Annotated in this window: 20 protein-coding genes; 11 read left to right on the top strand and 9 right to left on the bottom strand. The window is 64.9% G+C overall.

All coding sequences use genetic code 11. The features are described 5' to 3' along the window. Nucleotides 1-11 precede the first annotated feature (11 nt). The 6 genes from ACYVL5_RS09005 to ACYVL5_RS08980 all read left to right on the top strand — a co-directional run bounded on the left by ACYVL5_RS09005 (nt 12) and on the right by ACYVL5_RS08980 (nt 14,517). Nucleotides 12-4,376 carry a hypothetical protein gene (locus ACYVL5_RS09005; protein ID WP_460595230.1) on the top strand — a complete coding sequence of 1,455 codons (4,365 nt, stop codon included), beginning with the start codon at nt 12-14 and terminating at the stop codon, nt 4,374-4,376. Beyond that, entirely contained in the window at nt 4,373-5,815 is a 1,443-nt protein-coding gene (locus ACYVL5_RS09000) for a contractile injection system tape measure protein (protein ID WP_460595229.1), read from the top strand. The genes ACYVL5_RS09005 and ACYVL5_RS09000 overlap by 4 nt, the downstream gene beginning before the upstream one ends. 28 nt (nt 5,816-5,843) lie before the next feature. Further along, nucleotides 5,844-9,644, top strand: a complete 3,801-nt coding sequence (locus ACYVL5_RS08995) for an eCIS core domain-containing protein (protein WP_460595228.1) — start codon at nt 5,844-5,846, stop codon at nt 9,642-9,644. A gap of 6 nt (nt 9,645-9,650) precedes the next feature. Beyond that, the gene (locus ACYVL5_RS08990) at nt 9,651-10,418 is read left to right on the top strand and encodes a hypothetical protein (protein ID WP_460595227.1); all 768 of its coding nucleotides are present in this window, start codon (nt 9,651-9,653) and stop codon (nt 10,416-10,418) included. Continuing rightward, a complete protein-coding gene (locus ACYVL5_RS08985) occupies nt 10,418-11,746 on the top strand; it encodes an ATP-binding protein (protein WP_460595226.1) in 1,329 nt (442 codons plus the stop codon). Before ACYVL5_RS08990 ends, ACYVL5_RS08985 begins: the two co-directional genes overlap by 1 nt. Nucleotides 11,747-12,066: 320 nt before the next feature. After that, entirely contained in the window at nt 12,067-14,517 is a 2,451-nt protein-coding gene (locus tag ACYVL5_RS08980; RefSeq protein ID WP_460595225.1) for an ATP-binding protein, read from the top strand. Between the two features lie 53 nt (nt 14,518-14,570). Here ACYVL5_RS08980 and ACYVL5_RS08975 read toward each other — a convergent pair whose 3' ends face one another. Continuing rightward, on the bottom strand, nt 14,571-14,789 hold the full coding sequence (locus ACYVL5_RS08975) for a dodecin family protein (protein WP_460595224.1): 219 nt from the start codon (nt 14,787-14,789) through the stop codon (nt 14,571-14,573). A gap of 434 nt (nt 14,790-15,223) precedes the next feature. Here ACYVL5_RS08975 and ACYVL5_RS08970 point away from each other — a divergent pair, with 434 nt between their 5' ends. Further along, entirely contained in the window at nt 15,224-15,412 is a 189-nt protein-coding gene (locus tag ACYVL5_RS08970; RefSeq protein WP_460595223.1) for a hypothetical protein, read from the top strand. A 52-nt stretch (nt 15,413-15,464) separates the two neighbouring features. Here the strand turns inward: ACYVL5_RS08970 and ACYVL5_RS08965 are convergent, their stop codons facing one another. Further along, nucleotides 15,465-17,750, bottom strand: a complete 2,286-nt coding sequence (locus tag ACYVL5_RS08965; protein WP_460595222.1) for a GAF domain-containing protein — start codon at nt 17,748-17,750, stop codon at nt 15,465-15,467. 187 nt (nt 17,751-17,937) lie between these two features. Between ACYVL5_RS08965 and ACYVL5_RS08960 the strand changes: the two genes are divergently transcribed. Together ACYVL5_RS08960 and ACYVL5_RS08955 are read left to right on the top strand one after the other, a co-directional pair. Next, nucleotides 17,938-18,180, top strand: a complete 243-nt coding sequence (locus ACYVL5_RS08960; protein ID WP_460595221.1) for a type II toxin-antitoxin system ParD family antitoxin — start codon at nt 17,938-17,940, stop codon at nt 18,178-18,180. Next, nucleotides 18,180-18,482, top strand: a complete 303-nt coding sequence (locus ACYVL5_RS08955) for a type II toxin-antitoxin system RelE/ParE family toxin (protein WP_460595220.1) — start codon at nt 18,180-18,182, stop codon at nt 18,480-18,482. Before ACYVL5_RS08960 ends, ACYVL5_RS08955 begins: the two co-directional genes overlap by 1 nt. A gap of 20 nt (nt 18,483-18,502) precedes the next feature. Here the strand turns inward: ACYVL5_RS08955 and ACYVL5_RS08950 are convergent, their stop codons facing one another. After that, on the bottom strand, nt 18,503-18,850 hold the full coding sequence (locus ACYVL5_RS08950) for a GlpM family protein (RefSeq protein WP_460595219.1): 348 nt from the start codon (nt 18,848-18,850) through the stop codon (nt 18,503-18,505). Between the two features lie 258 nt (nt 18,851-19,108). Here ACYVL5_RS08950 and ACYVL5_RS08945 point away from each other — a divergent pair, with 258 nt between their 5' ends. Next, on the top strand, nt 19,109-20,251 hold the full coding sequence (locus ACYVL5_RS08945) for an OmpA family protein (RefSeq protein ID WP_460595218.1): 1,143 nt from the start codon (nt 19,109-19,111) through the stop codon (nt 20,249-20,251). A 319-nt stretch (nt 20,252-20,570) separates the two neighbouring features. On the opposite strand, the gene ACYVL5_RS08940 is transcribed toward ACYVL5_RS08945, so the two are convergent. From ACYVL5_RS08940 to ACYVL5_RS08930, 3 genes are all read right to left on the bottom strand, one after another. Continuing rightward, entirely contained in the window at nt 20,571-21,305 is a 735-nt protein-coding gene (locus ACYVL5_RS08940) for a DUF4382 domain-containing protein (RefSeq protein ID WP_460595217.1), read from the bottom strand. A 476-nt stretch (nt 21,306-21,781) separates the two neighbouring features. Beyond that, nucleotides 21,782-22,510 (bottom strand): PilZ domain-containing protein, encoded by a 729-nt coding sequence (locus ACYVL5_RS08935; protein WP_460595216.1) that lies wholly within the window; start codon nt 22,508-22,510, stop codon nt 21,782-21,784. A gap of 36 nt (nt 22,511-22,546) precedes the next feature. Further along, nucleotides 22,547-22,942, bottom strand: coding sequence for a response regulator (locus ACYVL5_RS08930; RefSeq protein WP_460595215.1), 396 nt, complete (start codon nt 22,940-22,942; stop codon nt 22,547-22,549). A gap of 430 nt (nt 22,943-23,372) precedes the next feature. Between ACYVL5_RS08930 and ACYVL5_RS08925 the strand changes: the two genes are divergently transcribed. Then, nucleotides 23,373-23,669 carry a thiamine-binding protein gene (locus ACYVL5_RS08925; RefSeq protein ID WP_460595214.1) on the top strand — a complete coding sequence of 99 codons (297 nt, stop codon included), beginning with the start codon at nt 23,373-23,375 and terminating at the stop codon, nt 23,667-23,669. A gap of 16 nt (nt 23,670-23,685) precedes the next feature. Here the strand turns inward: ACYVL5_RS08925 and ACYVL5_RS08920 are convergent, their stop codons facing one another. The 3 genes from ACYVL5_RS08920 to ACYVL5_RS08910 all read right to left on the bottom strand — a co-directional run bounded on the left by ACYVL5_RS08920 (nt 23,686) and on the right by ACYVL5_RS08910 (nt 25,935). Continuing rightward, nucleotides 23,686-24,081 (bottom strand): peptidylprolyl isomerase, encoded by a 396-nt coding sequence (locus ACYVL5_RS08920; RefSeq protein ID WP_460595213.1) that lies wholly within the window; start codon nt 24,079-24,081, stop codon nt 23,686-23,688. A gap of 128 nt (nt 24,082-24,209) precedes the next feature. Beyond that, complete coding sequence (locus tag ACYVL5_RS08915; RefSeq protein WP_460595212.1) at nt 24,210-25,121, bottom strand: ROK family protein; 912 nt, start codon at nt 25,119-25,121, stop codon at nt 24,210-24,212. A 40-nt stretch (nt 25,122-25,161) separates the two neighbouring features. Further along, entirely contained in the window at nt 25,162-25,935 is a 774-nt protein-coding gene (locus ACYVL5_RS08910) for a Smr/MutS family protein (RefSeq protein WP_460595211.1), read from the bottom strand. Nucleotides 25,936-25,995: the final 60 nt, after the last annotated feature.

The raw sequence follows: 25,995 nt of genomic DNA, 5'->3' as shown, positions 1-25,995 counted from the left end.
GGTGCTCGGCGATGAAACCTTCTCAAGATACCTATCCGCTCTTCGAGGTTAACCAGGTCCTCACCAGTACCCACTTAAACGAGGTATTCGCCTATCTCGACGAACAGGAGCGGTTGACGCGCGCGAACCTGGTCGGCATCGGGATCGTCTGCGGGCTGGAGATCTCGCTCGACCAGACCGCCGGGGCAGTGAAGCTCTCCCGCGGATGCGGCGTGACCTCCCAGGGGTACCTCATCGTGGAGCCGGATGACGTCACCCTGGTCTCCTTTAAGGCGTACACCCTCCCGGCCGACCTCCCGTATCCCCCCTTCATGAACGGCACCGCCCAGTTCGACCTCTGGGAACTCTTCCCGACCGCCGAACAGGGGGCGACCCTTTTGAAGGATTCCCCGGAATCGATGCAGGGGAAGGTGGTGCTCCTCTTCCTGGAGCTGAAGAAGGAGAGCCTCCGTAACTGCAGTCTCAACGACTGCGACGACCGGGGCTCCGAGGTGACCGCCACGGTCAGGCGCCTGTTGATCAACCGGAGCGACCTCGACAAGATCATCTCCCAGGCCAACCAGCTCCCCAACGCCGGCGGGGCGGAGCTGGCCGACGCGCTGACCGCCGAGCTGAACCTCCCCGACCTGAAGCTGCCACGCTTCGACGTCCCCAACACCGCGCCGGTCACCGCCCACCAGGTGCTGGCCGCCTTCCTGACGGTCTTCACCTCCAGCCAGATGGCCCACCAGACCGCGGCGGCCCTCTCGGCGGCCTACCAGGCCTTTCTCCCGCTTTTGAAGGGAAAGTATCCCTCCGACCCCTTCGCAGGCTTTCTCAACCGCTTCGGCTTTTTGGACGCGGTGCCCGCCACCACCATCCAGGTCCGCTTCCTCCCGTACTACTTCGACCTCTTTGGCGATCTTCTGGCGGCGTACTGCGAATTCCGCGGCCGGGGGATCGAGCTCCTCTGCGCCTGCTCCCCGCCCGACGGGCTCTTCCCGCGCCACCTGGCGCTCGGCCTCCTCTTCCCGAACGAGGTAGCCGCCCCGGGGATCTACCGCAACGTCTTCATCCCCTCCCCGGCCATCGGCGCCTGTGAGACCCGGAGAAAGGACCTCTTGCAGCTCTTCGACCGGCTGGTGGAGATGATCCGGGCCTTCACCGACCAGCCCCCGCTCCCCAAGCAGGCCATCAACTCCCGCGGCTTCGTCCCGGTCCGCATCACCCCGACCAGGTTCGGCTCTCTGCCGCTTTCCGAAAAGGCCATCCCCTACTACTACCTGGAGGACGGCACCCCGCCGCTGTACCAGCTCTGGAACCCGGCCCGGACCAGGATGAACCGGGCCAACCAGAACCTGGGCTTCCGCTTTGACGAGTACACCCCCGACCCGCCCGACTTCGTCACCAATCCGCTGGCCTACGACCTCGAGCCGTACAACTTCCTCCGGATCGAGGGGCACCTGGGGCTTAACTACCCGCGGGTGGTGAGCTTCCTTTTGTCGCTAAGGTCCCGCCTCCGGCTCCCCATCGACATCATCGCCCTGCGGGCGAGCGCCTTCGACGAGAACTTCCCGATCGACGCGAGCCCCGACGACTGCCATTTCCAGGACCTCGACACCCTCTACGCAACCCTCAAGGCGGAGCTCATCTGCTTTTTCTGCCGGGAGGTCCAGTACTTCTACGACCTCCCCTACGGGGACGACGCCATCACGACCCCGACCAAGCCGAAACTCCCGCTCCTCACCTCCTGCGCGCCGAACTTCCTGGTCCAGCCCCGCACCTTCGGGCGCTTCTTCGAGAGCTGGCTGGCCGGGCAGGGAGGGGTGATCCCCGATATCGACCCGGCGGTGATCATCGGCTTTCTGAACGGCCAGGGCTTCTCCGCCAACACCGGCGGCCAGAACCCCGCCGACACCATCCTCGCCTACGTCATCATCTTCATCCAGAAGCTGGCCGACCAGCTCCCGGACGACCTCCTGCAGTTCGAGCTCGCCTCCTTCCAGAAGCGCTACCAGGACCTGGTGACGGTGACCGCTGCGATCGAGCGGGTGCGCGAGCAGGCGGCCGGCGCGGTCACCGGGACCGTCAACATCCTCAACTGGGAGGAGATCGACGACCGGCTGGAGGACATCATCTTCCGCTGCCGGCTGGACGCCTTCATCGCCCTGGTCGGGGAGTTCCAGCGCCGGGTCACCCGGGTGAAGGAGAAACAGTTCCTGAGCTTCTTCCTCCAGCAGCACCCGGGAATCCAGCACAAGGGGGGCGTCCCGGTGGGGGGGACCTTCATCCTCGTCTACCACGCGGCCCCCACCCCGGCGACCGGCGCCACCGGGACGTCCGGGGGGATGGCGGGCGGGAGATCGGGATTCTTGAGTGGCGGCGGGGTCGCTCGGGGCTCCACCGTGCTCCGGCGCGCCGGCAGCAGCACTCCGCTTTCCGACGCCATCGACCGGGTCAGCGCCAACCAGAAGCTGATGTCCGATCCCAACCTCCAGTTCCTGCTGGGGACCCTCACCGGGAAGGGGCCCTCCTTCGGCACCGGTCCCATCCACACGGTGAGCCCGACCGACGTCATCATCGAGGAGGCCATCGCCGAGATCGACGACGGCACCATCATCGCCGACTTCTTCCTTCCCTACCTCGTCTGTTCCGATTGCCCGCCGATCCAGTTCGTCCTCCCGAAGGTCCCCCCGACCTTCACCCTGCAGGCCGACTGCACGAGCGCCAACGGGCAGGCCCAGGTGACGGTGAAGGCGGCCGGCGGGGTGGAGCCCTACAGCGTGAAGGTGGACGCCCAGGGATACCAGCCGCTCGACGGCGCGCTCACCCTGAACGCCGGCCCCCACACCATCACCCTGCGTGACGCCGAGGGAGTCGAGGCGGTCCCCCAGACCATCACCGTCCCGCCCCAGCTCGCCCTCGGGGAGCCCTCCTTCGACTGCGTGGGGACCGCCAACGAGTACGTGGCGAACTTCGACATCTCGGGCGGCACCCCGCCCTACACCGCAAGCCGCGGCACGGTGAGCGGGACCTCCTACGCGAGCGACGTCCTGCCGGGAGACACCGACGTCCAGGTGACCATCACCGACGCGGCAGGCTGCACGGCCGGCGCCACGCTGAGGCACTCCTGCCAGCCCACCCTCTCCTTCTCCGTGCAGATCGGCTGCACCGCGCAGAGCATGGCCGGCGTGAAGATCGTCCCGGACGGGGGGACGGCGCCCTACCAGCTGCAGATCGACAACGGGCAGCCCACCTCGCTTCCCGACTCGATCCCGCTCCAGGTCGGGAGCCACACCATCGTCCTGCGCGACGCGGCCAACAACGCCACCCCGCCCCAGACCGTGGTCATCCCTCCGGACCTCGTCCTCAGGGAGGCGAGCTTCGCCTGCGAAGGGACCGCCAGCTACCGCTCCACCATCACCATCATCGGCGGGACCCAGCCGTACTTGGTGAACGGCAACCTGATCGGCGGCGACACCTTCGTCACCGACGCCATCCCGAGCGGCAACAAGGCCACCGTCACGGTCATCGACAGCAGGAAGTGCACGACCGCCATCGACGTCCAGCACAGCTGCGAAAAGCCGTGCGACCTCCCGTGCGAGGGCCAGTCCCGCCGGTGCGCGTACCGGATGTGGATCCAGGCGCCGGACGGGTCGAACTATACGAGCTACCGGCAGGACTCGCCCCTCAAGCTCACCTTCAACGGTAAGGACATCCCGCTGCCGGACACCTCCGATCTCCTGCAGTTCACGGTCGATCAGTTGAACGGCAATTACGGCAACACGGTCAACGAGGGTATCGGGAGGCTCAACGAGGTCATCAACGCCGCCCTAGTAGCGGCCCTGGGGGACGCCGGGAAGAACCGGCTGGTGATCACGGCGCCCGACCCTGGGGTCGCCTTCCCGTTCGGCGTGATCATGATCGAGCACTTCGTCTGCGAGACCTTCGCCCTGGAGTTCAACTACTCCTTCGCCAAGCCCGACCCGGCCTACAGCCTCACGGTGCGCTACACCAACGAGGCGCCGACCGACGGCATGATCCTCACCAACCGCCGGCTGAGAAACAAGCAGACCACCGTCCCCGCCTTCTTATGCGCGGAACGAAATCTCTGCACCAACACCCCCTACCACCCGCTTTGCAGCTCCGACCCGCCCAAGGGGGCGATCAAGATCGGCAAGAGCGGTAATAACTTCGTCTTCACGGGGAGTGTGGTCGGGGGGGCCGCCATCCCGGTCACCGCCTGGGTCTGGGACGTCGTGCCGGGTGGCTCCAACGAGCCGTTCTACGAGGGAGAGAAGGTCACCGCCGGACTCGCCCAGGCAAGCGCCACCGTCCGGCTCACCATCATCACCAAGGACGGCTGCTTCGGCAGGGCCGACGCGGCCATCGGATGACTTCCCACCTGATCCGGCACCAGCGGCTGGAGGTGGAGTTCGACGGCACCGAGGAGGAAGGGCTCGTCCTGCAGCGCACCCTCCAGGACCTCTGCTGGGACTCGCTCAACCCCGCGATCGAGCGGCTCCTCGACCGGCTGGTGCCGCCGCACCTGGACGTGACGGTCGACCGGCTGGAGATCAGCACCCCTCCGCTCTCCCTGGCGGTCCTCGAACACGAGCTGATCCGCTCGGTGACCGAGGCGCTGGAAAAGTTCCTCATCCATCAAAGCCGGATGGCCGAGGACGAGATCTACCTGGAGACCACCCGGCAGCGCTCCAGGCATGAGGCGCTCGTCGAGGCCTTCCTCTACTTCCTGGTCAACGGCACCCTCCCGTGGTGGTTCCAGCTTCCCGAGGGGAAAACCCTGGAGCAGGCGGTGCTCGATTTGTGGCACCAGCCGGGGGACGAGGACCTCCCGCACCCCGCGCCCGCCATGGTGCTGAACGCCCTCTACTCGTCCAACGCCAGGGGGCGGCTGGTCCGGCAGTTCTCACCCTGTTTCCTGGACACCCTTCTCTCCCTGGTGTCGCCGCAGACCCAGCGAAACCTCTGGGAGGTCATGGAAACGGTCGAAAAGGCGGGAGGGGCAGCCGAGGCGGCAATGGTCCGCAGACGGCTCTGGATCGTGGGATTCGCCGCCGCCTCCGCCGGCCTCCAGCTGACCGTCGAGGAGCTGGCCCGCGAGGCACTCACCGCCCACCCCCCGCGCCGGGGCGGTTACGCCATGGCCCGGGCCCTCAATAAGCGCTGGCCGGAGGCGAAGGCACCCTCCCGCACGCGGAGGCGCGAGGTCCGCGAGGAGGACGTGGAGCTGGCCACCAGCCGCGCCCCCGACGATTGGCGCCGGTCGCAGCGTTACCTCGAGTCGCGCGACGATGAGCAGTTTGACGTCGAGCTCCGGGAAGGGATCTACGTCGAAAACGCCGGCATCGTCCTGTTGCACCCGTTTCTCCCGAGCCTCTTCCGGGCCCTGGATGTGGCAACGGACGGGACGCTGCTCCATCCGGAGCGAGCACTCTCCCTGATGCACTTCCTGGTGACCGGCGAGGCTAGCGCGTTCGAGTACGAGCTTTTCCTGTTCAAGCTCCTCTGCGGCCTCGACGACCTCAGCGAACCGGTCGAAGCGTACGAGCTGTCGGAAAAGGAACGGGAGGAAGGGGAAAAGGTGCTGCAGGCGGCGATCGGGCACTGGGCGGCCCTGCGCAACACCTCCCCGGATGCGCTGAGGGGGGCTTTCCTGCTGCGGCCGGGCAAGGTCACCCAGCTCCCCGACGGGGACTGGCTGCTGCGGGTCCAGTCCGAGGCGTGCGACGTCATGCTGGACGAGCTCCCGTGGACCATCTCGGCGGTGAGGCTCCCGTGGATGGAACGGATGCTCTGGGTGGAGTGGAGGTAGCAGTCCCGGTGATCCGGGAGGTGAAGCGATGAAAGGCAGCGCCGAACGATCATCCACATCCGGCTCGCCCTCGGCCGTCCGTCCGGCCGAAACGCCCTTCTTCGGCCCGGCGAGCGCGATGCCGCCGTCGGTGCAGCCCCGGCTGACGGTCAGCCAGCCCGGGGACCGGCTGGAGCGGGAAGCGCAGAGGATGGCGGAGGGGGTTGGGCGCGGTGAAACCGAGAACCGCCCTCACCCCTCCCCCTCTCCCCTAAAGGGGCGAGGGGATAAGGACTCGTCTTCCTCGGCGATGCGGGCAGGGGAGGAGAAGGCGCAGCGGGCGGGGGACGAGAGGGTTCAAAAGGCGGGAGAAGAGAAGGCCCAGAAGTCGGGGGACGAGAAGGCGCAACGCGCGGGAGGCGGGCAGGCGCCCACGGAGCCGGGCCCCGCCGTCCACAAAGTCCCCGCCGTCCACCCGGTCCACGACGCCGTCCAGCGCTTGCGCAGCGAATTCGACGAGAGCCACCACCAGGACGTCACCAACCTCGGCGAGATCCAGCGCCAGCCCGCCGGCGACAAGGGGAGCGCGGAAAGCGGGGCGGCCCTCGAATCCGCCATCACCGGCCGGCTTACCGGGGGCGCGCCGCTGCCGGCCGAAGTGCGCAAGGAGATGGAGCCGTACTTCGGCGCCGATTTCAGCTCGGTCCGCATCCACACCGACACCCAGGCGGCGGCCCTGAGCCGCCAGCTTCACGCCCGCGCCTTCGCCTACCGAAACCACATCTTCTTCGCCGACGGCCAGTTCCAGCCGGCCACCCTGGCGGGAAAAGAGCTCCTCGCCCACGAACTCACCCACACCGTCCAGCAGGGTCACGGCATCAAGCGGAAGAACTCCCCCCCGCCGGAGCGCCCCGAGGACATCCTCCACCGCGCCCCCGCCGCCAAGCCGCCCGCCCCCGAAGCGGTCACCAGCTCCGAGGTGGTCGATCTCTCCTCCGGCACCCTCACCGTTTCCGAAAAGGTCCAGGCCGAGATCGAGGCGCAAGGGGCCAAAGGGCTGGGACTCCGGGTGATCGTGAAGGGGGTGACCGAGGAGGGGGTGATCAAGGTCCGGGCGGACCGCAAGAAGAACATCGACTCCTTCGCCAAGGGATCGATGAAGCTCAAGGCGGCCTGGGCCGACCAGTTGGGTGGGCTCTACGTCAACTTCAAGCTGGTTAACAGCGAGATAAAGAACGGCTACAGCTCGCTCAAGCCGGGCGGGGGCGACACCAACGACTGGGTGAGGGGAATCCAGAAGACCGCCGAGGTGCTGGGAGGGCTCGGCCTCAAGGTCGGCAACTTCCCGACCCCGGTCAACAAGTTCGAGGGGGGAAAGGTCACCCTGGGGGTCACCGGCCTCCACGTGGAGATCGGCGGCTTCCTCGACGCCTCGGTCAACTTCGCGGTCGAGAACGTGGACAAGCCCAAGGTCGAGGCGAGCGCCGACATCAACGTCAAGGGGATCGCCAAGGGGCAGCTGAAGCTCGACAACACGAAGGAGAAGCTCGCGGGCGAGCTGTCGCTCGGGATCGAGTACAAGTCGTTCTCCGGCAACGCACTCATAAAGTACAACCCGGACGGGACGGTGGACATCGGCGGCAAGGCCTCCTACTCCGCCGACCGGCTCTCCGGCATGATCGAATTCGTCTCCACCGACCTGGAGACCGCCAACGCCTTCGCCCGCGACGCCATCAAGGCGGCGGGGGGAAAGGAAAACGTCCAGGACGCCCCGCCCCCCGCTCCGGTCCCCGCTCCCAAGCCCAACGCCAAGAAACGCGGTCTGGCCGCCACCGGCCAGCTCTCCTTCCATCTCACCGACTGGTTCGCCGGGACGGTCTGCGTGGTGGTGGACGCCAAGGGGGACGTCACCGTCATCGGCAAGGTCGCCCCTCCCGCCGAGATCCTCCTGATGAAGCAGCGGGACTGGGACATCGAGCTCATCAAGCTGGAGGCCAAGGCGTACTACGGGATCCCGGTGGTCGGCAACATCAACGTCTTCGCCAACGTCGGCCTCCACGCCATAGCGAGCCTCGGCCCCGCCAAGATCTACAACATCGAGATCCTCGGCACCTACTCGACCGACCCGGAGATCCAGAAGATGATCCAGATCTCCGGCTCCATCAACATCTCCGCCTACGCGGGGCTGAGGCTCCGGGCCGAGGGGGGGGCGGGGGTCGAGATCCTCGACCACGACATCAAGTTCGGGGTGGGGATCAACGTGGACGTGGGGGTCAAGGCCTACGTGGACGCCCGCCCGACGGTCGGCTTCCGCGACCCGGGAGTCTTCTACATCAGCGGCACCCTGGAGATGGTGGCCCAGCCGGTCCTGGGGCTCGGCGGCGACTTCTTCATCGCCCTGGTGACGCCGTGGTGGTCGCCCCTCTCGGACGACCGCTGGACCTGGCCGCTCTTCTCCAAGGAATGGCCGCTCGGCGACCCGCTCGGGATCAGCGCCGAGATGAAGGAGTACGTGCTGGGAAGCGGGAAGGTGCCGGAGATCGAGCTCAAGAAGCCGGAGTTCGACCCGGGCAAGTTCATGTCCAAGATGGTGGACAACGACATGCCGGGAAAATCCGGGAAAAAGGGGGACGGCAAGGGGGGCTTCAAGGAGGACGGCAGCGTCAAGAAGCCGGAGATCCCTCCCAAGAAGCCGGCTCCCAAGAAGGACGCCAAGCCCGCACCCAAGAAGGGGCCTCCCGCCAAGGCGGGGAAATCCGCCAAGCCCGATCCCAAGGGGGGAAAGGAGAAGGACAACGCCAAGCTCCTGCAAAACGCCTCCAAGCTTCTGGCCGGCCTCAAGGGAAAGGGGCCGTTCACCCGCACGGAGCTGAACAGCGAGCTCAACAAGATCAAGTCGCAGGCCTCCGGCGTCGACTTCGACATCCAGCAGAAGGGGAACAAGTGGAGCGTGAAACCCAAGGCCGGCGGGAAGGTCGGCAAGGGGGTCGAGCTCAACGCCAAGGATACCGGGAAGGATGGGGCCGCCGACGGCCGCACCCCGGCCCAGGTGCTGAAGGACCTCGAGGCCGCCGTCAAGGAGGCGACCCTCCTGGTGGACGACGAGGAGAAGGACAAGGGCGATATCGAGATGGCGCTGCCGGCCATCAAGACCCGCTACAAGCTCACCACCATCAAGCTCGTGGAGGCGGCCGAGGGTGAGGAGGTGATCGTCGATTCCGTCGAGGTCACCATCAACCCGACCAAGGGGACCCACAAGAAGAAGAAAAAACATCCCCACCTGAAAACTGGTGACAAGGTCCAGGTACTGTATAATGACGACTGGTCGGTGGACTTCATCAAGGTCACCAAGCAGATCAACCAGTACAAGTGGGAAGCCAGCGGCAAGATCGACAAATCACGGATCTCCCGTACACTCAATGCCAGGGATTACGGCAAGAAGTGGAGAAAGTACAATCCTTACAAGGTGGGTGATGCCTGGGAAGCGATCAGGGATCTCAACGTCTGGTCCGCCTACAAGGATGCCAGCCAGACCTTGAGCTACCGAAAGCACGCGAGGTTCAACGTGCCGGCCGGCAAGAACTGGCACCACATCCACGAGCAGGCCAACAACGGACCGCACTCGGTAGAGAACCTGGCGCTGGTCGATGCCGGTCTCAACCAGGGCTTCCTCAATGCCTACTTCACCAAGTCCTATCCGGAGACCCGGGGGGTGCCGCTTCGCCAGTACCTGAAAGGAAAGAGCCACGAGACGCACATGAAATGGGGCCGCAAGGCCATCGAAGCCGCCGGGAAGACCTTGGCCAAGAACAAGGACGAAGGGCGGGGACGCTACAATGAGATCGAGTGAGGGAACATGAACAAGATCGTCTTATTTTCCGTCGAGCTGAAGAACCTGGACGACTTCACCTTCCATCCGGGGGCCGAGGCGTTCCAGGAGAAGTACCGCAGCCACGAGGTCGAGCACACCTACTTCGCCTTCACCTTCGAGGAGAAGCTCTGGAAGGAGGCGGAAAAGGAGCTCAAAAAGGCAGGGATCCCCTACGAGAAGAGCTTCAACCTCGTCCTGGAGGATGGCGAGGTGCCCCTCCACCCGGTCCATTACCTGACGGTCCCCGCCCTCTACGACCTGGTGACCGGGGACGAGGAGGAGCCGGAACTCTCCGGGGAGGTGGCGGGCTTTCCGATCGCCCAGGACTTCCTGAGCGAGGTGGTGGTCGCCAGGGTCCAGCTCTTCGAGGAACTCGTCCGCCTCAACCCCGCCATCAAGCCGGCCCTCGACGAGGTCTTCACGGTCAAGAGGAAGGGGTACCGGATCCTGGACGGGCTCCCCGAGCTCGAGGAGCCGATGCAGATCCCCTACGCGAGCGGGGTGGCCGAGAACGAGGGGGACAGCGTCGGGACCTACTACGTGGAGGGGTGGGACGGCAGGAGCTCGATCTCCGAGGAGGCGGTCGGCTTCGTCAGGGCCAACCACCTGGTGGCCGCCCGCGTGTTCGAGGTGAGGGGGAAGAGTTACCGGCAGAACGCGCCCAACTACCTGGTCTCCGGCGAGTTCGCCGCCTTCTTGCAGAAGAAGTTCAAGGATCTCCAGCTCACCCCCATGACCCTGGGGATCCTGTGATGCCCCACCACGCCAACGCCGCCGACCTCGTCTCCGCCTGCCAATGGCTCGACGCCATCGTGACCGGCTGCCTGAAGATCCGCTTCGGCAAGGCGGAGAAGGTCAAGGTGGCGCCGCTTCTTTCTACCGGCGGCTCCTCGCTCGCCCGTTTCATCGCCACCCACAAGCCCACCGACGAGGAACTGGTGGTCCTCCTCCTCGCCCTCGTGCCGCACCTCGATCCCTCCTTCTTCAGCAGCATCATCGCCGGCTTTCTCCCGGAGGGGGGGGAATTCCCCGAGTTCGGCGGGGTGCGGGGGAAAAACCAGCGCGGGATCCTCCCGAGCGGGGAGACCGCCCAGTTCGTGGTGGCGGGAGGCGACCTCAAAAAGCGGCTCGAGGTCCAGCGGATGCTTTCCGGCGACCACTGGTTCGCCCGCCTAAGGCTCATCTGGCTCGACCGGGTCCCCGAGGGGGAGCCCGCCATGAGCGGGCAGCTGGTGATGGAGCCGGAGCTCGTGGAGTACCTGACGCTCGGGAAGGCGTCCAGGCCCGCCTTCAGCAGCGAGTTCCCCGCCGAGTACCTGGAGACCGGGATGGAATGGGAGGACCTGGTCCTGCACCCGGACACCCGGGAGAGGATCGCCGAACTGGAGCACTGGATCGCCCACCACCGCACGGTGCTCGACGAATGGGGGATGAAGCGGAAGTTCAAGCCCGGCTACCGCGCCCTCTTCCACGGCCCCCCCGGCACCGGCAAGACCCTCACCGCCACGCTCCTCGGGAAGTACACCGGGCGCGACGTCTTCAGGATCGACCTGTCACGGGTCATCTCCAAGTACATCGGGGAGACCGAGAAGAACCTGGCCCGGCTCTTCGACAAGGCGCAGCACAAGGAGTGGATCCTCTTCTTCGACGAGGCGGACGCCCTCTTCGGCAAGCGGACCGAGATCCGCGACGCCCACGACAAGTACGCCAACCAGGAGGTCGCCTACCTCCTGCAGCGGATCGAGAGCTACCCCGGGGTGGTCATCCTGTCCACCAACCAGCGCGGCAACATCGACGACGCCTTCGCCCGCCGCTTCCAGAGCATCGTCAACTTCCCCCTCCCCCGCCCGGAGGAGCGCCGCCAGATCTGGGAGCGGGCCTTCCCCTCCCAGGTCACCATCGGCGGCGACATCGACTGGGGAGAGATCGGCCGGCGCTACGAGATCACCGGGGCGGGGATCACCAACGTCACCCAGTACTGCATCGTGGAGGCGCTGGCCGACGGCTCCCGCACGGTCGATCTCCCGCGCCTGCACGCCGCCGTGCTGAGGGAGTACGTCAAGGACGGGAAGGTCGTCTGAGGAAGCCGCGCCACGCCCCCTCCCGACTGTACTATCTCCCCGACCGGAATCGACAGACCCCGTTTCCTCCCTCAACCACCCTACCTGTTCCCGCCACCACGACCTCTCACAGCACCGCTTCCCTTTTGGGGAACTCTCAACAAGATTATTCCTGAGTGCAGGATAAGAACAGACCATAGAGACACCGCGCGGAATAGCTTTGCAAGTTAAGAAATTGGTGTGCTAAGGTAGGCAAGTTCAGTAAGCAAACGCTCACATTCCGCCGTTGCTTTCAGATCCGCCGCCTTTAGCAGGCGGCCCAGCCTCGAGGTCTCCTCCGCATGGTGCTCCCCGACTCCCTGAAAAGCTTCATCAGCCGCAACCGCAACGGCCTTCACATCGCCGTCTTCGGCACCATGGTGATCATCGCCACCTGGGTGAACGTGGTACTACGCGTCGACTACGAGCGCACCGAGGAGGTGAGCCGCTTCACCCGGGAAAACGCCGGCCGGGCCCGCGCCTTCGAGGAGCACACCAGGCGCGTCCTGACCTCGGCGGACAGCGCACTTCTGTACCTGCAGCAGGAGTATCACGACCACGGCCGGGTCACGCCGAGCATGCACGACTTCATCCAATGGGCCAAGCGGGAGCCGGCCGTCAGGCAGCTCGCCGTGGTCAACTCCGCCGGCGACCTCATCGAAAGCGTCCTCAACCTCCCCAGGGACATCAACGTCGCCGACCGCGAACACTTCTGGATCCACCAGATACGGCCCGACCAGGGGCTCTTCATTTCCAAGCCCATCGTCTCCAAGGGGACCGGTGTCATCACCATCTTCATGACCCGCCGGCTCACCAACCCGGACGGGACCTTCGGCGGCATAGTCGGCATCGGGCTCAAGCCGAGCTTTTTTTCCGACTACTACGAGACGCTCGGGCTCGGCAGCGACCGGAGCATCATGCTCGTGGGGAGGGACGACCGGATAGTCCGCTGCTGGCGCTTCAACGACCGGATCCTGGCAGGGGTCGACATCTCCGCCAGCGCCCTCTTCGACGAGGCCAAGCGCCACCCCGCCGGGACCTACGAGGTCGACTCGATCATCGACGGCAAGAAGCGGCTGTCGAGCTACCGCGTCATGCAGGATTTCCCGCTGATCGTGGTGGTCGCCGAGTTGAAGGAGACCGCCCTCGCCCCCTTCGTCGCCCGCCAGCGCACCTACTACCTCACCGCCTCCCTCTTCACCCTCTTCGTGGCCGGCTTCTCGCTGATAATGTTCCTCGCCGAGCGGCGCACCCGCAGCCAGAACCAGCGGATCAAGGAGGAACTCGAGCAGCGCGAGAAGGTGGTCCGGGCCCTGAAGGAAAGCCAGGACCTCTTCTCCGAATTCCTCGACCACCTTCCCGCCATCGCCTTCGTGCAGGACCTCGGCAACAGCATCCTCTACTCCAACGCCGCCTACCACGAGTTCTCCGGCGACCTCACCCCGCTGCAGCCCCTCCCGGACCAGCTCACCCGGCCGGACGGCCGCTTCGCCTCGGGCGAGGTCACCGTCACCGATGGCGACGGCAGGCAGCGCACCTTCGACACCCGCCGGTTCCTGGTCGAACGGGGCGGGGACGCGCCGCTGATCGGCGTGATCGCGGTGGACATCAGCGGGCGCCGCCACGCCCAGAAGCTGGAGGCGATCGGCACCCTGGCCGGCGGGGTCGCCCACGACTTCAACAACATCGTTACCGCCATCGTGGGGTTCGCGTCGCTCATGCAGATGAAGCTTTCCGGGGGGGATCCCCTCAGAACCTACATCGACAACATCCTGGCCGCCTCCAACCGCGCCGCCCAGCTGACCCGCAGCCTGCTCGCCTTCGGCCGCAAGCAGGAGGCCAACCTCAAGGCGGTGGACCTGAACTCCATGTTCCTGGGGGTCGAGAAGCTCCTGCGGCGCGTGGTGAGCGAGGATATCGAGTTCGTGACCGACCTCGCCTGCCGGCCGCTGCCGGTGATGGCCGACGGCGTGCAGCTCGAGCAGGCGCTGATGAACCTGGTGGTCAACGCCCGCGACGCCATGCCCTCCGGGGGAACCCTGACCGTGCGGTCGGGGTACGTGGCCATGGACCATGGGTGGATCGAGGCCAGGAGGTTCGGAGTCCCGGGGGAATACGGGGTCATCTCGGTGACCGACACCGGCACCGGCATGGATCCGCAGACCCTCCAGAGGATCTTCGAGCCGTTCTTCACCACCAAGGGGGTCGGCAAGGGGACCGGGCTCGGGCTCTCCATGGTGTACGGCATCGTAAAGGAGCACGGGGGATACATCGACGCGGCGAGCGAGCAGGGGGGAGGGACCGTCTTCCACATCTTCCTTCCGCTCGTGAAGCAGGACGAGATCGTGGACGAGAAGGTCGCGTCGGAGCAGGTCCGGGGAGGGACGGAGACCATCCTCCTCGCGGAAGACGACTCCCAGGTGAGAAGCATGACCCGCGAGTTCCTGGAGAAGTTCGGCTACCGGGTGCTGGTGGCCGAGGACGGCCAGCAGGCGGTGGAAAGGGTCCGGGAGTGCGCCGGGGTGATCGACCTGGTGGTCCTCGACATCATCATGCCGAGGAAAAACGGCAAGGAGGCCTACGATGAGATCAGGGCCCTCGCCCCTGCGGTCAAGGTGCTCTTCACCAGCGGGTACACCGCCGACGTGATCACCCGCAAGGGACTGGCGGCCGAGAACCTGCAGTTCGTCGCCAAGCCGGTGGCACCCGAGCTTTTGCTGAGGACCGTGCGGGACCTCCTCGACGCGGCCTGAGAGGAGTTGGCCCCGCCGGTGGCGCCGCGGGGCCCGTTCCTGTTACGGGGAAACTAATCGATCAGCTGGAAGGAAACCTTGAGCGTCACCTGGTATTCGGCCACCGTGCCGTCCTCACCTATGTGCCCGCGGATCTCCTCTACTTCGAACCAGGAGAGTTTTTCCAGCGAGCTCTTAGCCTTGCCGACCGCCGCCTCGATGGCCGCCTCGACACTCTTCGGGGAGACCCCGATCACCTCCACCTTCTTGTAGATCCGATCCTTTCCGTACATGCCCCCTCCTTTTGACGAGCCGTATTGTCACTTCCCAAGGACATCCCAGTAACGATATCCCCCCTCTTCCCCATGTCAACCGGACGGCGGCGAGTGAAGGGAAAGGGGGGAAGCTGCTGTGACAGTGACGGGCTCTCTCTCACTTCGTAATGAGATCGCGAAGCGGCAGAAAGTTCTCGACAGTGAAAAAAGGATCAAGAAAATGGGTGTCGTGTCGAGGAATTAATCAGGAAGTGAGCAGATTGCGGCAGGGAGTTTAAAAGTTGCACCCCTTGGGGGAGCTTTCCGCGGGTCCCGCACCGCCTGGGGCGGGGGGAACCGCCGCCGTTTCAGGCCGTTAACCGCCCGGCACGGGCCGCACCGTCGCTGGCATGAAAATTGTTACCCGGAAAGAAACGCTTTCGGGCAACGACTGTGACTGAGGAGGGACAATTATGGAACCGATAGTGATCGTCAGTGCAACAGTTGTCGGATACTACCTTGGAGTCGCCGTCTTGGACACCCTGAAGGATCTCCGCAGGGAGAAGGGACGGTGGTTTTTCTCGACGATGGCCCCGGTAAAGGTTCGCTGCCGGGACCACGCCTACCACGCATCGCTCACTCCCCCGAAGGAGCGGTGGTAACCGGGACGGGAGAGAGGCCCCCGCATGGGCATGTCCGGCACCCTCTCTCCCGTCAGTTTCCCACCGCGGGTCCGCCATCGCCGTACTCGTAGCCGCGCCACCCGTCGGCGAAGAAGAAGGTCGCCCCCTCCCCCACCGCCCCCTGGGCCCAGATCCTGCCGCCGTGCATGGCGATCACCCGCTGCACGGTCGCCAGCCCGATGCCGTTTCCCTCGTACTCCCCGATCTTGTGCAACCGCTCGAAGGGAAGAAAGATCTTGTCCGCGTAGGACATCTCGAAGCCGATCCCGTTGTCGCGCACGAAGTAGATCGTCTCCCGCCCTTCGGTGTAACTTCCGAAGTGGACCTCGGGATGGGCGACCTTGCCGGTGTACTTCCAGGCGTTGCCGATCAGGTTTTGCAGGGCGAGGCTCGCCAGCGAAGGGTCCCAATGCCCCTCGACCCCCTCGGCAATGGTGACCTTCACCTCCCGCTCCGGATAGTGGAGCCTCAGGTTGCAGACCACCTCCCTGGCCAGCTCGCTCAGTTGCACGGTTTCGCGTTTGAGTTTCCGGCGGGTCACCCGGGAGAGCTTGAGGAGATCCTCCACCAGGTGCCCCATCCGCGAGGCGGCGGCCGAGATCTTGGTGAGGTAGCTCCTCCCCTCGTCATCGAGGAGCCCCCCGTAATCCTCCATCAGGATGTGGCTGAACGAGTTCATCGCCCGCAGAGGCGCCCCCAGCTCGTGGGTCACCGAGTACGAGAACGACTCGAGCTCGCTGTTGGTGGCCTGAAGCTCGACGGTCCGCTCCCGCACCCGCTGCTCGAGCGTGTCGTGGGCCAGGCGGAGCTCCTGCTCGATCTGCTTTCGCTCGGTGATGTCGTAGTTGATCCCGATCATCCTGGCGCCCTTGCCGTTATTCTCATCGAGGACGTACCCCGCCCCGACCAGCCAACGGACCTCGCCGTCGGCGCGGATCACCCGGAACTCGTGCTCCCAATGGTGGCGCAGGGCGACCGCGCTCTGTATGGAGGTCCTGAGATGCCCCTGGTCTTCGGGATGGACATGGCGGAAAAAGAGGTCGGTATCGCTCTCGCCGCTGCCGACCGGAAGGCCGAGGATCTGGTACTCCATCGAGCTCCAGAAGGTGCGATGGCTGGCGATGTCCCACTCCCACATCCCCATCTTCCCCCCCTCGAGGGCGGTCCGCAGCCGCACCTCGCTCCCGCGCAGGGAGGCCTCGGCCCGCTTGTGGATCAGGGCCTGGACGGTGGCGTCCGCCAGCCTGGTCATCGCCTCCACGTCCTCTTCCCGGTATCCCCCCTCGCGGTTGGCAAGGGCGATCACCCCGATGGCCCTCCCTCCATGGATGAGCGGGACGCCCAGAAACGACAGCAAGGGGGGATGTTCCGGCGGCACCCCCACGCTGGCGGGATGGCCGGCGGGGGAATTGGTGACGAGCGGCCTGCCGCTCACGATGACCTCTCCGTACAGACCGTGCAGACTCAGGGCGGCGGGGGGGGTGAGGTCCGCGGACCCGGCCAGGGGGTATGCCTCCCCGCCGGCGCCCTCCGTCTCGACGTCGTGCACCAGGCCGTCCTCCCGGACCTCGCCGATGAAGCCGAGCCGGCTCCCGGTGACTTCCTCGGCCACCCGGAGGCAGACGGTGGCCAGCTCCTGTTCGTTCGTCGAGGTCAGCGCGGCGCGGAGGATCGCCCCGATGCCGTTGAGAAGCACGTTCTGCCGGAGGATCTTCTCGTCGGCCAGCTGGTGTGCCCGCTCGCAGGAGGCCCTCTGGGTGATGTCGAGGTTGGTCGCCACCGCACCCAGGAGGCGACCGTCACGGTCGAGGACCGGCGCCGCCGAGACCAGCACGACGCCGTCGGTCCCGTCGAAGCGCCGGATCCGGTACTCGGCCGGCTGAACCGGCTTCCCGGTGACCAGGGCCCTGGCCAGCGGGTACCCCTCCACCTCGATGGCCTTGCCGGTGGCGGCGTCCCAGGAAGGGTACTGCCGGTACTCCTCCGGGCTCTCCACCAGCGGTGCCGTTCCGCACCAGATCCGGTCGGCCTCCTGGTTTTTCCCGACCAGGCGCCCCTGCTTGTCCGCAATCCAGACACCGACCGGGAGGCTGCTCAGCACCGCGTCGAGGGTACTTCGCTCCAGCTCCAGGGAGCCGGCCAGCATCCGCTGCCGCTCCTCGCTCTCCCGTAAAAGCTGCAGGGAGACGTCGCATTCGTTCGCGTGCACGGCGGCGAAGGTGGCGGCGCACGCACGCCCCTCGGCCTCGACCAGCCTGGCGCGGAGATCCTCTATTTCAGCGATCAGGTCGTCCCTTGTTCTGGTATCACATTCCATGGCATCCTCACTGCGCATGATTAAGACGACACGAATATATAATTTAAATTAATTTGGTAAGCCAAATGTGACCATTTAACTCTTTTTCCCTTGCGAGCATCTCCCCAGCTTGCTCAGAACCGGAGCCCGTCTTGACCGATACCAATAAATATTATAAGGTTGGACGGCTGGAAAGGGAGGTCACTGTATGCCCAAGAACACGAGTGTCACCCTTGGTGCTCACTATGAAAGATTCGTCTCCGAGCAGGTGGCTCAAGGCCGTTTCGGTTCGGCAAGCGAGGCGGTGCGGGCGGGGCTGAGACTGCTCGAGGAGCGAGAGACCAGGCTCGCTTTGCTGCGGCGGGCTCTTCTTGCCGGCGAGGAGAGCGGTTCTGGTGAGTATTGCCTGGCCGGTCTGATCGACGACTTGGATGCGGACGGCTCCAAGTAGTGGCCGGCTTCAGCCTCACCAAGAAGGCTGTCACCGATTTGAAGGACATCGGCCGCTATACAGAAAAGAAGTGGGGCCGCGATCAGAGAAACCGTTACCTCTCCATGCTCGACACCTGTTTTCAACAGTTGGCGAAGCATCCGGAAATCGGCAAGGATAGCGGCTATATCCGCGAGGGTTATCGAAAACTGGTGGCAGGAAGCCACCTTATCTTCTACCGGCAGTTCTCGGACGGCTCCGTCCAGGTCGTGCGTATCCTCCACAAGAGCATGGATGTCGAAAGTCGCCTGACCGAGACCTAGCTTCGCATGCCACCTCCCGTTTATCCCCCGCTTTGCACTCTCGACCAGACAACCAGTAACACCGTGGCGGCACCGGCCCAGGCACAGGTGGCCAAAAGCAGCGTGGCGGCCAAGGATGCGCGGACGCTCAGCCAGTAGACCACCAGCAGGTAGACCGCGTACGGGGCGAGCGACCACAACCCGAAAAGCGCGGTGGCCCGCAGATCGGCGGGAGTGCGCTCGCTGCCGACGATGCCGTGGGCGATCAGGGTGAAGGTGGGGAAGAGGGGAACCAGGCCGGCGATGAAATAGTTTCGGCTGCGGGAGAATAGCGCGATGACCAGCACCGCCAGGGCTCCGAAGACGCATTTGAGGATGAGACTGGGCATGGAAACCTCACAGGGAATCGGCTGTGTCTTTCCGGCGGCCATAGGGAGGCCGCCTCTCACTCACTGCACATAGCACCAGGCGGGGACATCTGTCACGGACAAAATGGTGCCCTCTATGAGCATGCATGTTGAGTATGAGCGTGATAAGAGTTATCATTATCATTATTGGCGGGCGACCTGTGCAGCTCGTCTTATGACATGGGCCTGAGCTTACCGGATGCGATATGCGGGAGGGTGCATACAAGAAGGAGGTAAGCTATGAGATCACGATACCTGCTCTATCTGTTCGGGCTGGTCATCCCGTTGGTGATGGCCGGCTGTGCAAACTACGAGGTCAACAGCAAGCGAAACGCGGTGCCGGGGCACCTGATCCGGACCGAAATGCAGGATTCCGACCGCGCCCTTGACGCGGCACAGGCGGCCGGCAAAGACAAATCGAACCCTGAGGCCTTCAAGGCGGCCAAGAAGGCCCACGACGACGCCTATGACGTCTATCGCGCCTGCCACACCGAGGAAGGGGTGGCCATGGCCCGGGTAGCGACGGCCAAGGCAAAAGAGCTGATGGCGATGACCGAGCCGGCCACCAGGGCGGCAGCGGTGGCGCCTCTGTCCGAGCCGGTGGCCGAGGCAGCCCCGATGGCCGCGCCGGTGGCAACGGCGGCACCTGCGGCCAACACCAAGAACTGCGTCTCTCTCAACATCCAGTTCGACATCGGCCGGGCTGAGATCAGGCCGGAATACCGCGACGAGGTCCGCAAGGTGGGCGCCTTCCTGCAGCGCTTCCCCACCACCACGGCCGTCATCGCCGGCTACACCGACGAGGTGGGGAGCGACGACTTCAACCTCAAGCTCTCCCAGGCACGCGCCGAAAGCGTCGTGAAGGAACTGGAAGACGACTACGGCATCGCCCCCGACCGGCTCAGCGCGAAGGGGTACGGCAAGTCCTACCCGGTGGCCAGCAACTCCACCGATCCTGGGAGGCAGCGTAACCGGCGGATCGACGCCATCATCGACTGCGCCTTCGACGTCACCGCCTTCATGGGTCCCCCCGAAACCCTCTGCATGACCCTCAACGCCCACTTCGACACCGGCAGCGCCGAACTGCGCCCCGCCGACTATGAGTCCGTCGACCGGGTCGGCGAATACCTGAAGGCACATCCCGCCGCCACCGCCGTCATCCAGGGACACACCGACAACACCGGGACCGCCGAAGAGAACATGAGGCTCTCCAAGGCGCGGGCCGAAAGCATCGTCAACTACCTGGCGGCCCATTTCTCCATCGATCCCAGCCGGCTGACCGCCGAAGGGTACGGCTCCAGCCGCAACATCGCCTACAACGGCACCGCCAACGGCCGGCAGATGAACCGGAGGATCAACGCCATCATCAACTGCGCGACCTAGCCGACGCCAAGCCGGCACACCAGAAAAGGGCACGCCACGGCGTGCCCTTTTTGTTGCTCCCCCCCTCTTCCCTCCGCCCCCTCCGACTCATCGCCCGGGGGGGCGTCCACTCAACGCCCCTCGCCTCGTCAGGGAGTTCCCAGCTTGATTCTAGTATCGCCACCCGGAACGCGCTGGCAGGCGACCCGGTACCCCTGGGAGAGTCTGGTGACCACCATGGAGATACCGCTTGATGGCAAAAAAAGGGCGGCCCTTCGCGAGATAGGGCCGCCCTTTAGTGTTTCTTCGTCACGTGCAGCTCAGGGGCTCCCCCCCGGGACTAAGGGGTGAGGAGGGCGTTGCCATCGGGCGGCAGCGTGGTGTCCACGCCGGTCGCGATCGTGAACGCCGGTGAGGAATAGAGCTTGAAGGCGCCGTTTGCCGCCGCTCCGCTGCCGTACCCCTGGACGAAGACCTTGTACTGGGCGGAGGCCATGGCGGAACTGCCGTTGGGCGGCAGGAAGGCGGTGAACGGAGCCTTCCAGAGGCCGGAATTGGCGCTGCTCAGGTTACTGAAGACGGTCATGCTGTTGATCACGGTGGAGGAGGCGGGGTTGCGGGGGACGACGGTGACCGTGGCGCTCGACCACTTGCTGAAGGCGGGAGACCTGATGGTCCCCACCACCGCCCCGGCATTGCTGAGCGAGCCGAAGATCTGTACCAGCCTGACCCCCGTCGGCTTGAGGATCACCTGTCCCGAATTGCCGGCCCGCACGATAGCCGCGGCGGGGTTGAAGTCGATGAGCAGAGTGCTCGAGGAACCTGCGGCCACCGTGAACTTGCCGTTGATCTTGAGCCCCGTCTGCTGTGCGCTCGGCGTGGTGAGGGGAACCTTGGTGGGGTCGCCGGTCATGACCACGTAGTTGCTGAGGTTAGGCTGCTGGTTGGCGGCGAGGATCAGACGGATCTGGGTGTAGGTCCCGGCAGGGAGCGTGGCCGTCCCGAGGACCTGGGGAACGAAGTGGAAGTCCATGAGGTTGACGTCGATGCCGCTACCGCCGTTGGGGGTGGCCATAACCGGGAGATTGGAGTCGGTATCGGTGAGGTTTTCCTGCCCCCCCGCACGGCCACGACCTTGACCACTTTCACGTGTACGCTGGAAAACGATCCGAAAGAGCGGGCATCGGTAAGAGCGGTGGTAACCGTTCCCGTACTGGTCCCGCCTCCGTTGTCGCCGCACCCCGAAAGCTGGACCAGGGCAAGGGCGCCCAGTACCAGCAACGCCGTGCAAAGCATCGTGATTTTTGTTCTTTTCTCCATGGCTAAGGAACCTCCTTGCGTGTTTCAGTACCGCAGCAGGGGGTGGAATATCACTGCGAAATATTTGCAAGTGTAGCGAGGCTCTTCGAAAAGGCAAGAAAATTGTTTCGCTCCAAGAAGCGCATCGTCATGCTCAGGCGTTACCTGGATCAGTTGCGGCATGGAGGACGGCAGGTGTTGGAGGGTCGACACCGTTGGGAAAAGGGGCGTGAATTCCGGTGGTGAGAGGACTCAGATCAGGCTTTTCTCCTTGAGCTCGCGGATGAGCTCGACCTGACGCTGGAACATGAAGCGGGAGATGATCGACTCCCCCTGGACGTTGGGACTGACAATGAACCGGCAGATGGCGGCATCGTTGACCTTGCTGGTCGCCACGTGCTTCCCTTCCACCTCCACCCTGTAGACCGAATTCTGCAGGAGGTCCGGCAACACCAGCCGCAGCTTGAGCTCTGCGCCATCCTGGAAGGCCTGCTCATCGACCTGGATGGAGGCGCCCCCCACCGAGACATCGAGGATCCGGCCCGGTAGCGACTGGGCGCCGAGGAGAAGTTCCGCCTCCATCGGATGCTCCAACTCGAGCCTAAGCGCGCTCCGCCGCTCGGCCATGATGTCGACGAACACGAAATTCCTGAGGGCAGCCGCCATCCTCCGGACGTTGACGTTCTGGACCTCGGCCAGGATGGCGGAATCGAAGCGGTCGCACTTGATGAAGGTGAAACCGGACTGTTCCAGGGCCACGGCCTGCTGCTGGTGGACGTCCACTTCAAGGACGCCGCGGCTGATCTCTACCAGGGAGGCCGGGTAGTTGATGGGAAGCCCCTTGTAGTAGTTGACCAGCCGGAGGTCCGCGGCCGCCTTCGCCTTGATGAGCTCATGGAAGGCCTGGGCGATCTCCAGCCGGTCATCGTCGACCGACTGCTTGATGCGGCTCCGGTAAAACCGGGAGAATTCCTCGTTCATGGGTCGTATCCTCAGTGAGGCAGGGGGCTTGCGCCCTCAGATCAGGCGGTACTTGGTCAGTACTCCCCGGATGTCGGCGCGGGAGACCGGCTTCACCACGAAATCGTTGCAGTCGCCGTCCCAGAGCGCCTCTTCCATGGCTTCAGGGGTCGTGAGCGCGGTGGTCATGATGATCACCGCCTTCCCCTGCGAATTCGCTGCCTGGTCGTGTTCCAACTGGCGCATCTGTTTGAGCGCCTGCTGGCCGTCCATCTCCGGCATGAGTATGTCGAGCAGCACCAGGTCGAAGGGCTTTCCCGCCACCAGGGCGGAACCGAAAAGCTCAACAGCCTCTCTTCCGTCGGTCGCCGTCTCGACCTCGGCGTACTCGGCAAGAAAAAACTTCAACGTCTCACGGGCCAGATCTTCATCCTCGGCGATCAAGCATCTCATAGCGACTTCCTTTCTCCTGTCCCCGGCAGTCACCGGGCCTCTCGTGACGTCGTCTCCCAAAGCCCCGGACATTCAAAGCCTCAGCGCATAGCGTTACCATGGGCGGTTCGAGATTCTTCACTCTTTTCGGCTAATTCAGCATTACCTTGAGAATTGTCGAAGAGGGGACCTGTGAGTAAGCTTTATCCCAGCCGGATTAGTCAGTATCATCCGTTTAGCCAACTTCTCCTTCCCCTTCAAGGGGAGGGCCGGGGAGAGAGAAAGGGTGGGCGTTGGGCGGGGAGAAAGCGAGGCCACGGTAAGAGTCGAGTGAGAGACCTACCGGAAAACGGAAGTGCCGGGAGACGCTTTGTTTATGGCTTGAGCGGCGGCATGGGGTGAAGTATGATTGGGGCCTTGAAGAGAATTCCAGCTCAAAGGAGAGATAGATATGAAGGTACTGATCGATCTTTGCGTGGTCCCTCTCGGGGTCGGGGTCTCCCTCTCCCCCTACATCGCCGCCTGCGAGAAGGTGCTGGCCGAGGCGGGACTTAAGACGGCGCTTCATTCCTACGGGACCAACATCGAAGGGGATTGGGACGAGGTATTCGCCGCGGTCAAGCGCTGTCACGAGGTGGTGCACGAGATGGGTGCGCCCCGGGTGACCACCACCATCAAGCTCGGCACCCGGACCGACCGCAACCAGACGATGGAAGACAAGATCCGGAGCGTTAAGGAAAAGATGTAGCAACGGGCCGGTGGCCCTATTTCGCCTCCGGCTCTTCCCTGCTCACCAGTTCGACCTCGAGGTAGAGCTCGCTCCCCGGCGGCGTTGCCGTGCGCGCCGCACGGGGACGCCGCGGGATGAACTCATCGACGTCCCCTCCGTCCCCCGGGCCGAAGTCGTAGGCGATCCCCGGGGGGGTCTCCCGCACGATGGTCGGGATCAGCGGGTGGCTTACCGCCTCCTCGGCCGGGATCCTCAGGGTGCGCCGCTCTCCCGGCCGCATTTCCGCCACCGCCCTCTCCAGCGACGGCGGAATGCTCCCCGCCCCCGGAACGTAATCAACCGGCTCCCACTCCCCGACCGGCTGCGCCTTCCCGTCGGTCGCCGTCAAACGATACAGGATCCTGACCTTTTTCCCCGGCTCGCTCAGCATAAGTCCCTCCCCGGCTCCCGTGGTGATCCTCCCGCACAGCGATTCACAAAATATAGCAAAGGGACGGGGGTTTACAAATCCGTATCCTCTCGCCCCTTTAGGGGAGAGGGGCAGGGGTGGTGGGGCCGTCAGCTCGCGCCGATCCAGGCGGCGCCGAAGACTCCGGCGGAGTCACCGAGCTTGTTTCTAAGGAGAGGGGTCTGCAGGTGATCGTGGAAGGCGTACTGCCGCACCCGCTCAAAACCGGTGCGGTAGAGTTCGTCGATGTTGGAGAGTCCACCACCCAGCACCACGGCGTCGGGATCGAGGATGGAGATCAGTCCTCCCAGGCATCTCCCGAAGTCGTCCAGGAAGGTGTCGAAGGCGGCTTGGCAGCGGCTCTCTCCGCCACGCGCCCCCTCCACGATCCGGTCCATCCTGAGCCGTTCGCCGTAACGCTCGAAGTAGGCGCGCTCGACTCCCGAGCCGCTGATCTTGGTCTCCACGCAGCCGCGGTTCCCGCAGTAGCAGGGAGCGCCCTGCGGGTCGACCGAGAAGTGCCCCCATTCGCCGGAGATGCGGTGGGGGCCTTCCCTCACCTCGCCGTCGAAGTAGATGGCGCCGCCGCAGCCGGTCCCCATGATCACCCCGAAGACGAGGCGGTACCCGGTGGCGGCCCCCATGCGGCACTCGGCCATGGTGAAGCAGTCGGCATCGTTTCTCACCTTCACCGGACGCCCGAGGAGCCTTTCCAGGTCGGCGGGGAGGGGACGCCCGATGAGGCAGACCGAGTTGGCGTTGCGCACGAGCCCGCTTACCGCGTCCACCGATCCGGGGATGCCGATCCCGACCGTGTGCGGGCTTCCCGCCGGTACCTCCGCCGCGGCGTCGACCACCATGTCGGCCACCGAGGAGATGATCGCGTGGTACCCCTCCTCGAGCGGGGTCACCCTCCGCTTGCGGACAAGGACCGAGCCGTCCGGGGCGAGGAGGACCGATTCGGTCTTGGTGCCGCCGAGGTCGATGCCGATGCTGTAGCTGTAGCTGTCCGGGGATTTCAAACGATGCCTCTTCTGGAAGGGATCCTACCGTCCGCCCCCCTTACTCGGGGGCCGGCTCCTCTTCTTTCTTTTCCTTCAAAAAGACCACCACCGCGCCGCCCCCTCCCATGTCGTTGGGGGCCTGGACGAACTCCGATACCATTCCCTTGCCGTTTTCCCGGAGCCACTTGGCGACCGCGGCCTTCAGCACCGGCTCGCCGTCGGAGTTGTACCCTTTCCCGGTAATCACCAGCACACCCTTCTGCCTCCGGTTGTAGGCGCCGCGCACGAAGCGGTCCAGGTTCTCCAGCGCCTCGTCCTTGGTGAGCCCGTGAAGGTCGAGCTGCAGGTCGACCCGGATGGCACCGCGCCGCAGCTGCCGCAGGCGGTTGACCGGAGCCGGCCGTGGCGAAGGATCCTCGTCCGGGAACTGGTCGGAGAAACGGACGTCCATCTTGAGGGCTTCGACAGCCTGCAGGAAGACCTTTTCGTCCTCCTCGTCCCGCCTGCTCCTGACCGGCGGGGAGAGCTTCGGCTTTCCCGGCGCGGGGAGAGGCTGGTCCATGCGGCGCACGCCGTCCATGGCATCGAAGAAGAGGAGCTCGTCCTCCATCTCCTGGCTGCTCTTCACCACCGGCCGAAGCTCCTTCTGCTTGACACCCTTGGCGGGCTTGACCGGCTTCACCGCGTTGGACGCGGCGGACGGCTTGGCTCCGGCCTTGGCCGCTTGCCCGTTGGGCTCGGCCTCCCCGGCGACGGCCACCCCTTTGAGGGCCTTGAACGGTGAGACCGAGAATTCCTTTTCCTTCTGCTGGGGAGTCTGTTTCTTTTTCATTGCAGTGAGCCTTCCGCCTGACATTAAACAGCACCAATGAGGCATGGTATAATACCAAGG

This window comes from Geomonas sp. Red276, from assembly GCF_054784495.1.
Note: the sequence above shows the minus strand (reverse complement) of the source record. Positions and strands in the feature narration are given on the sequence as shown.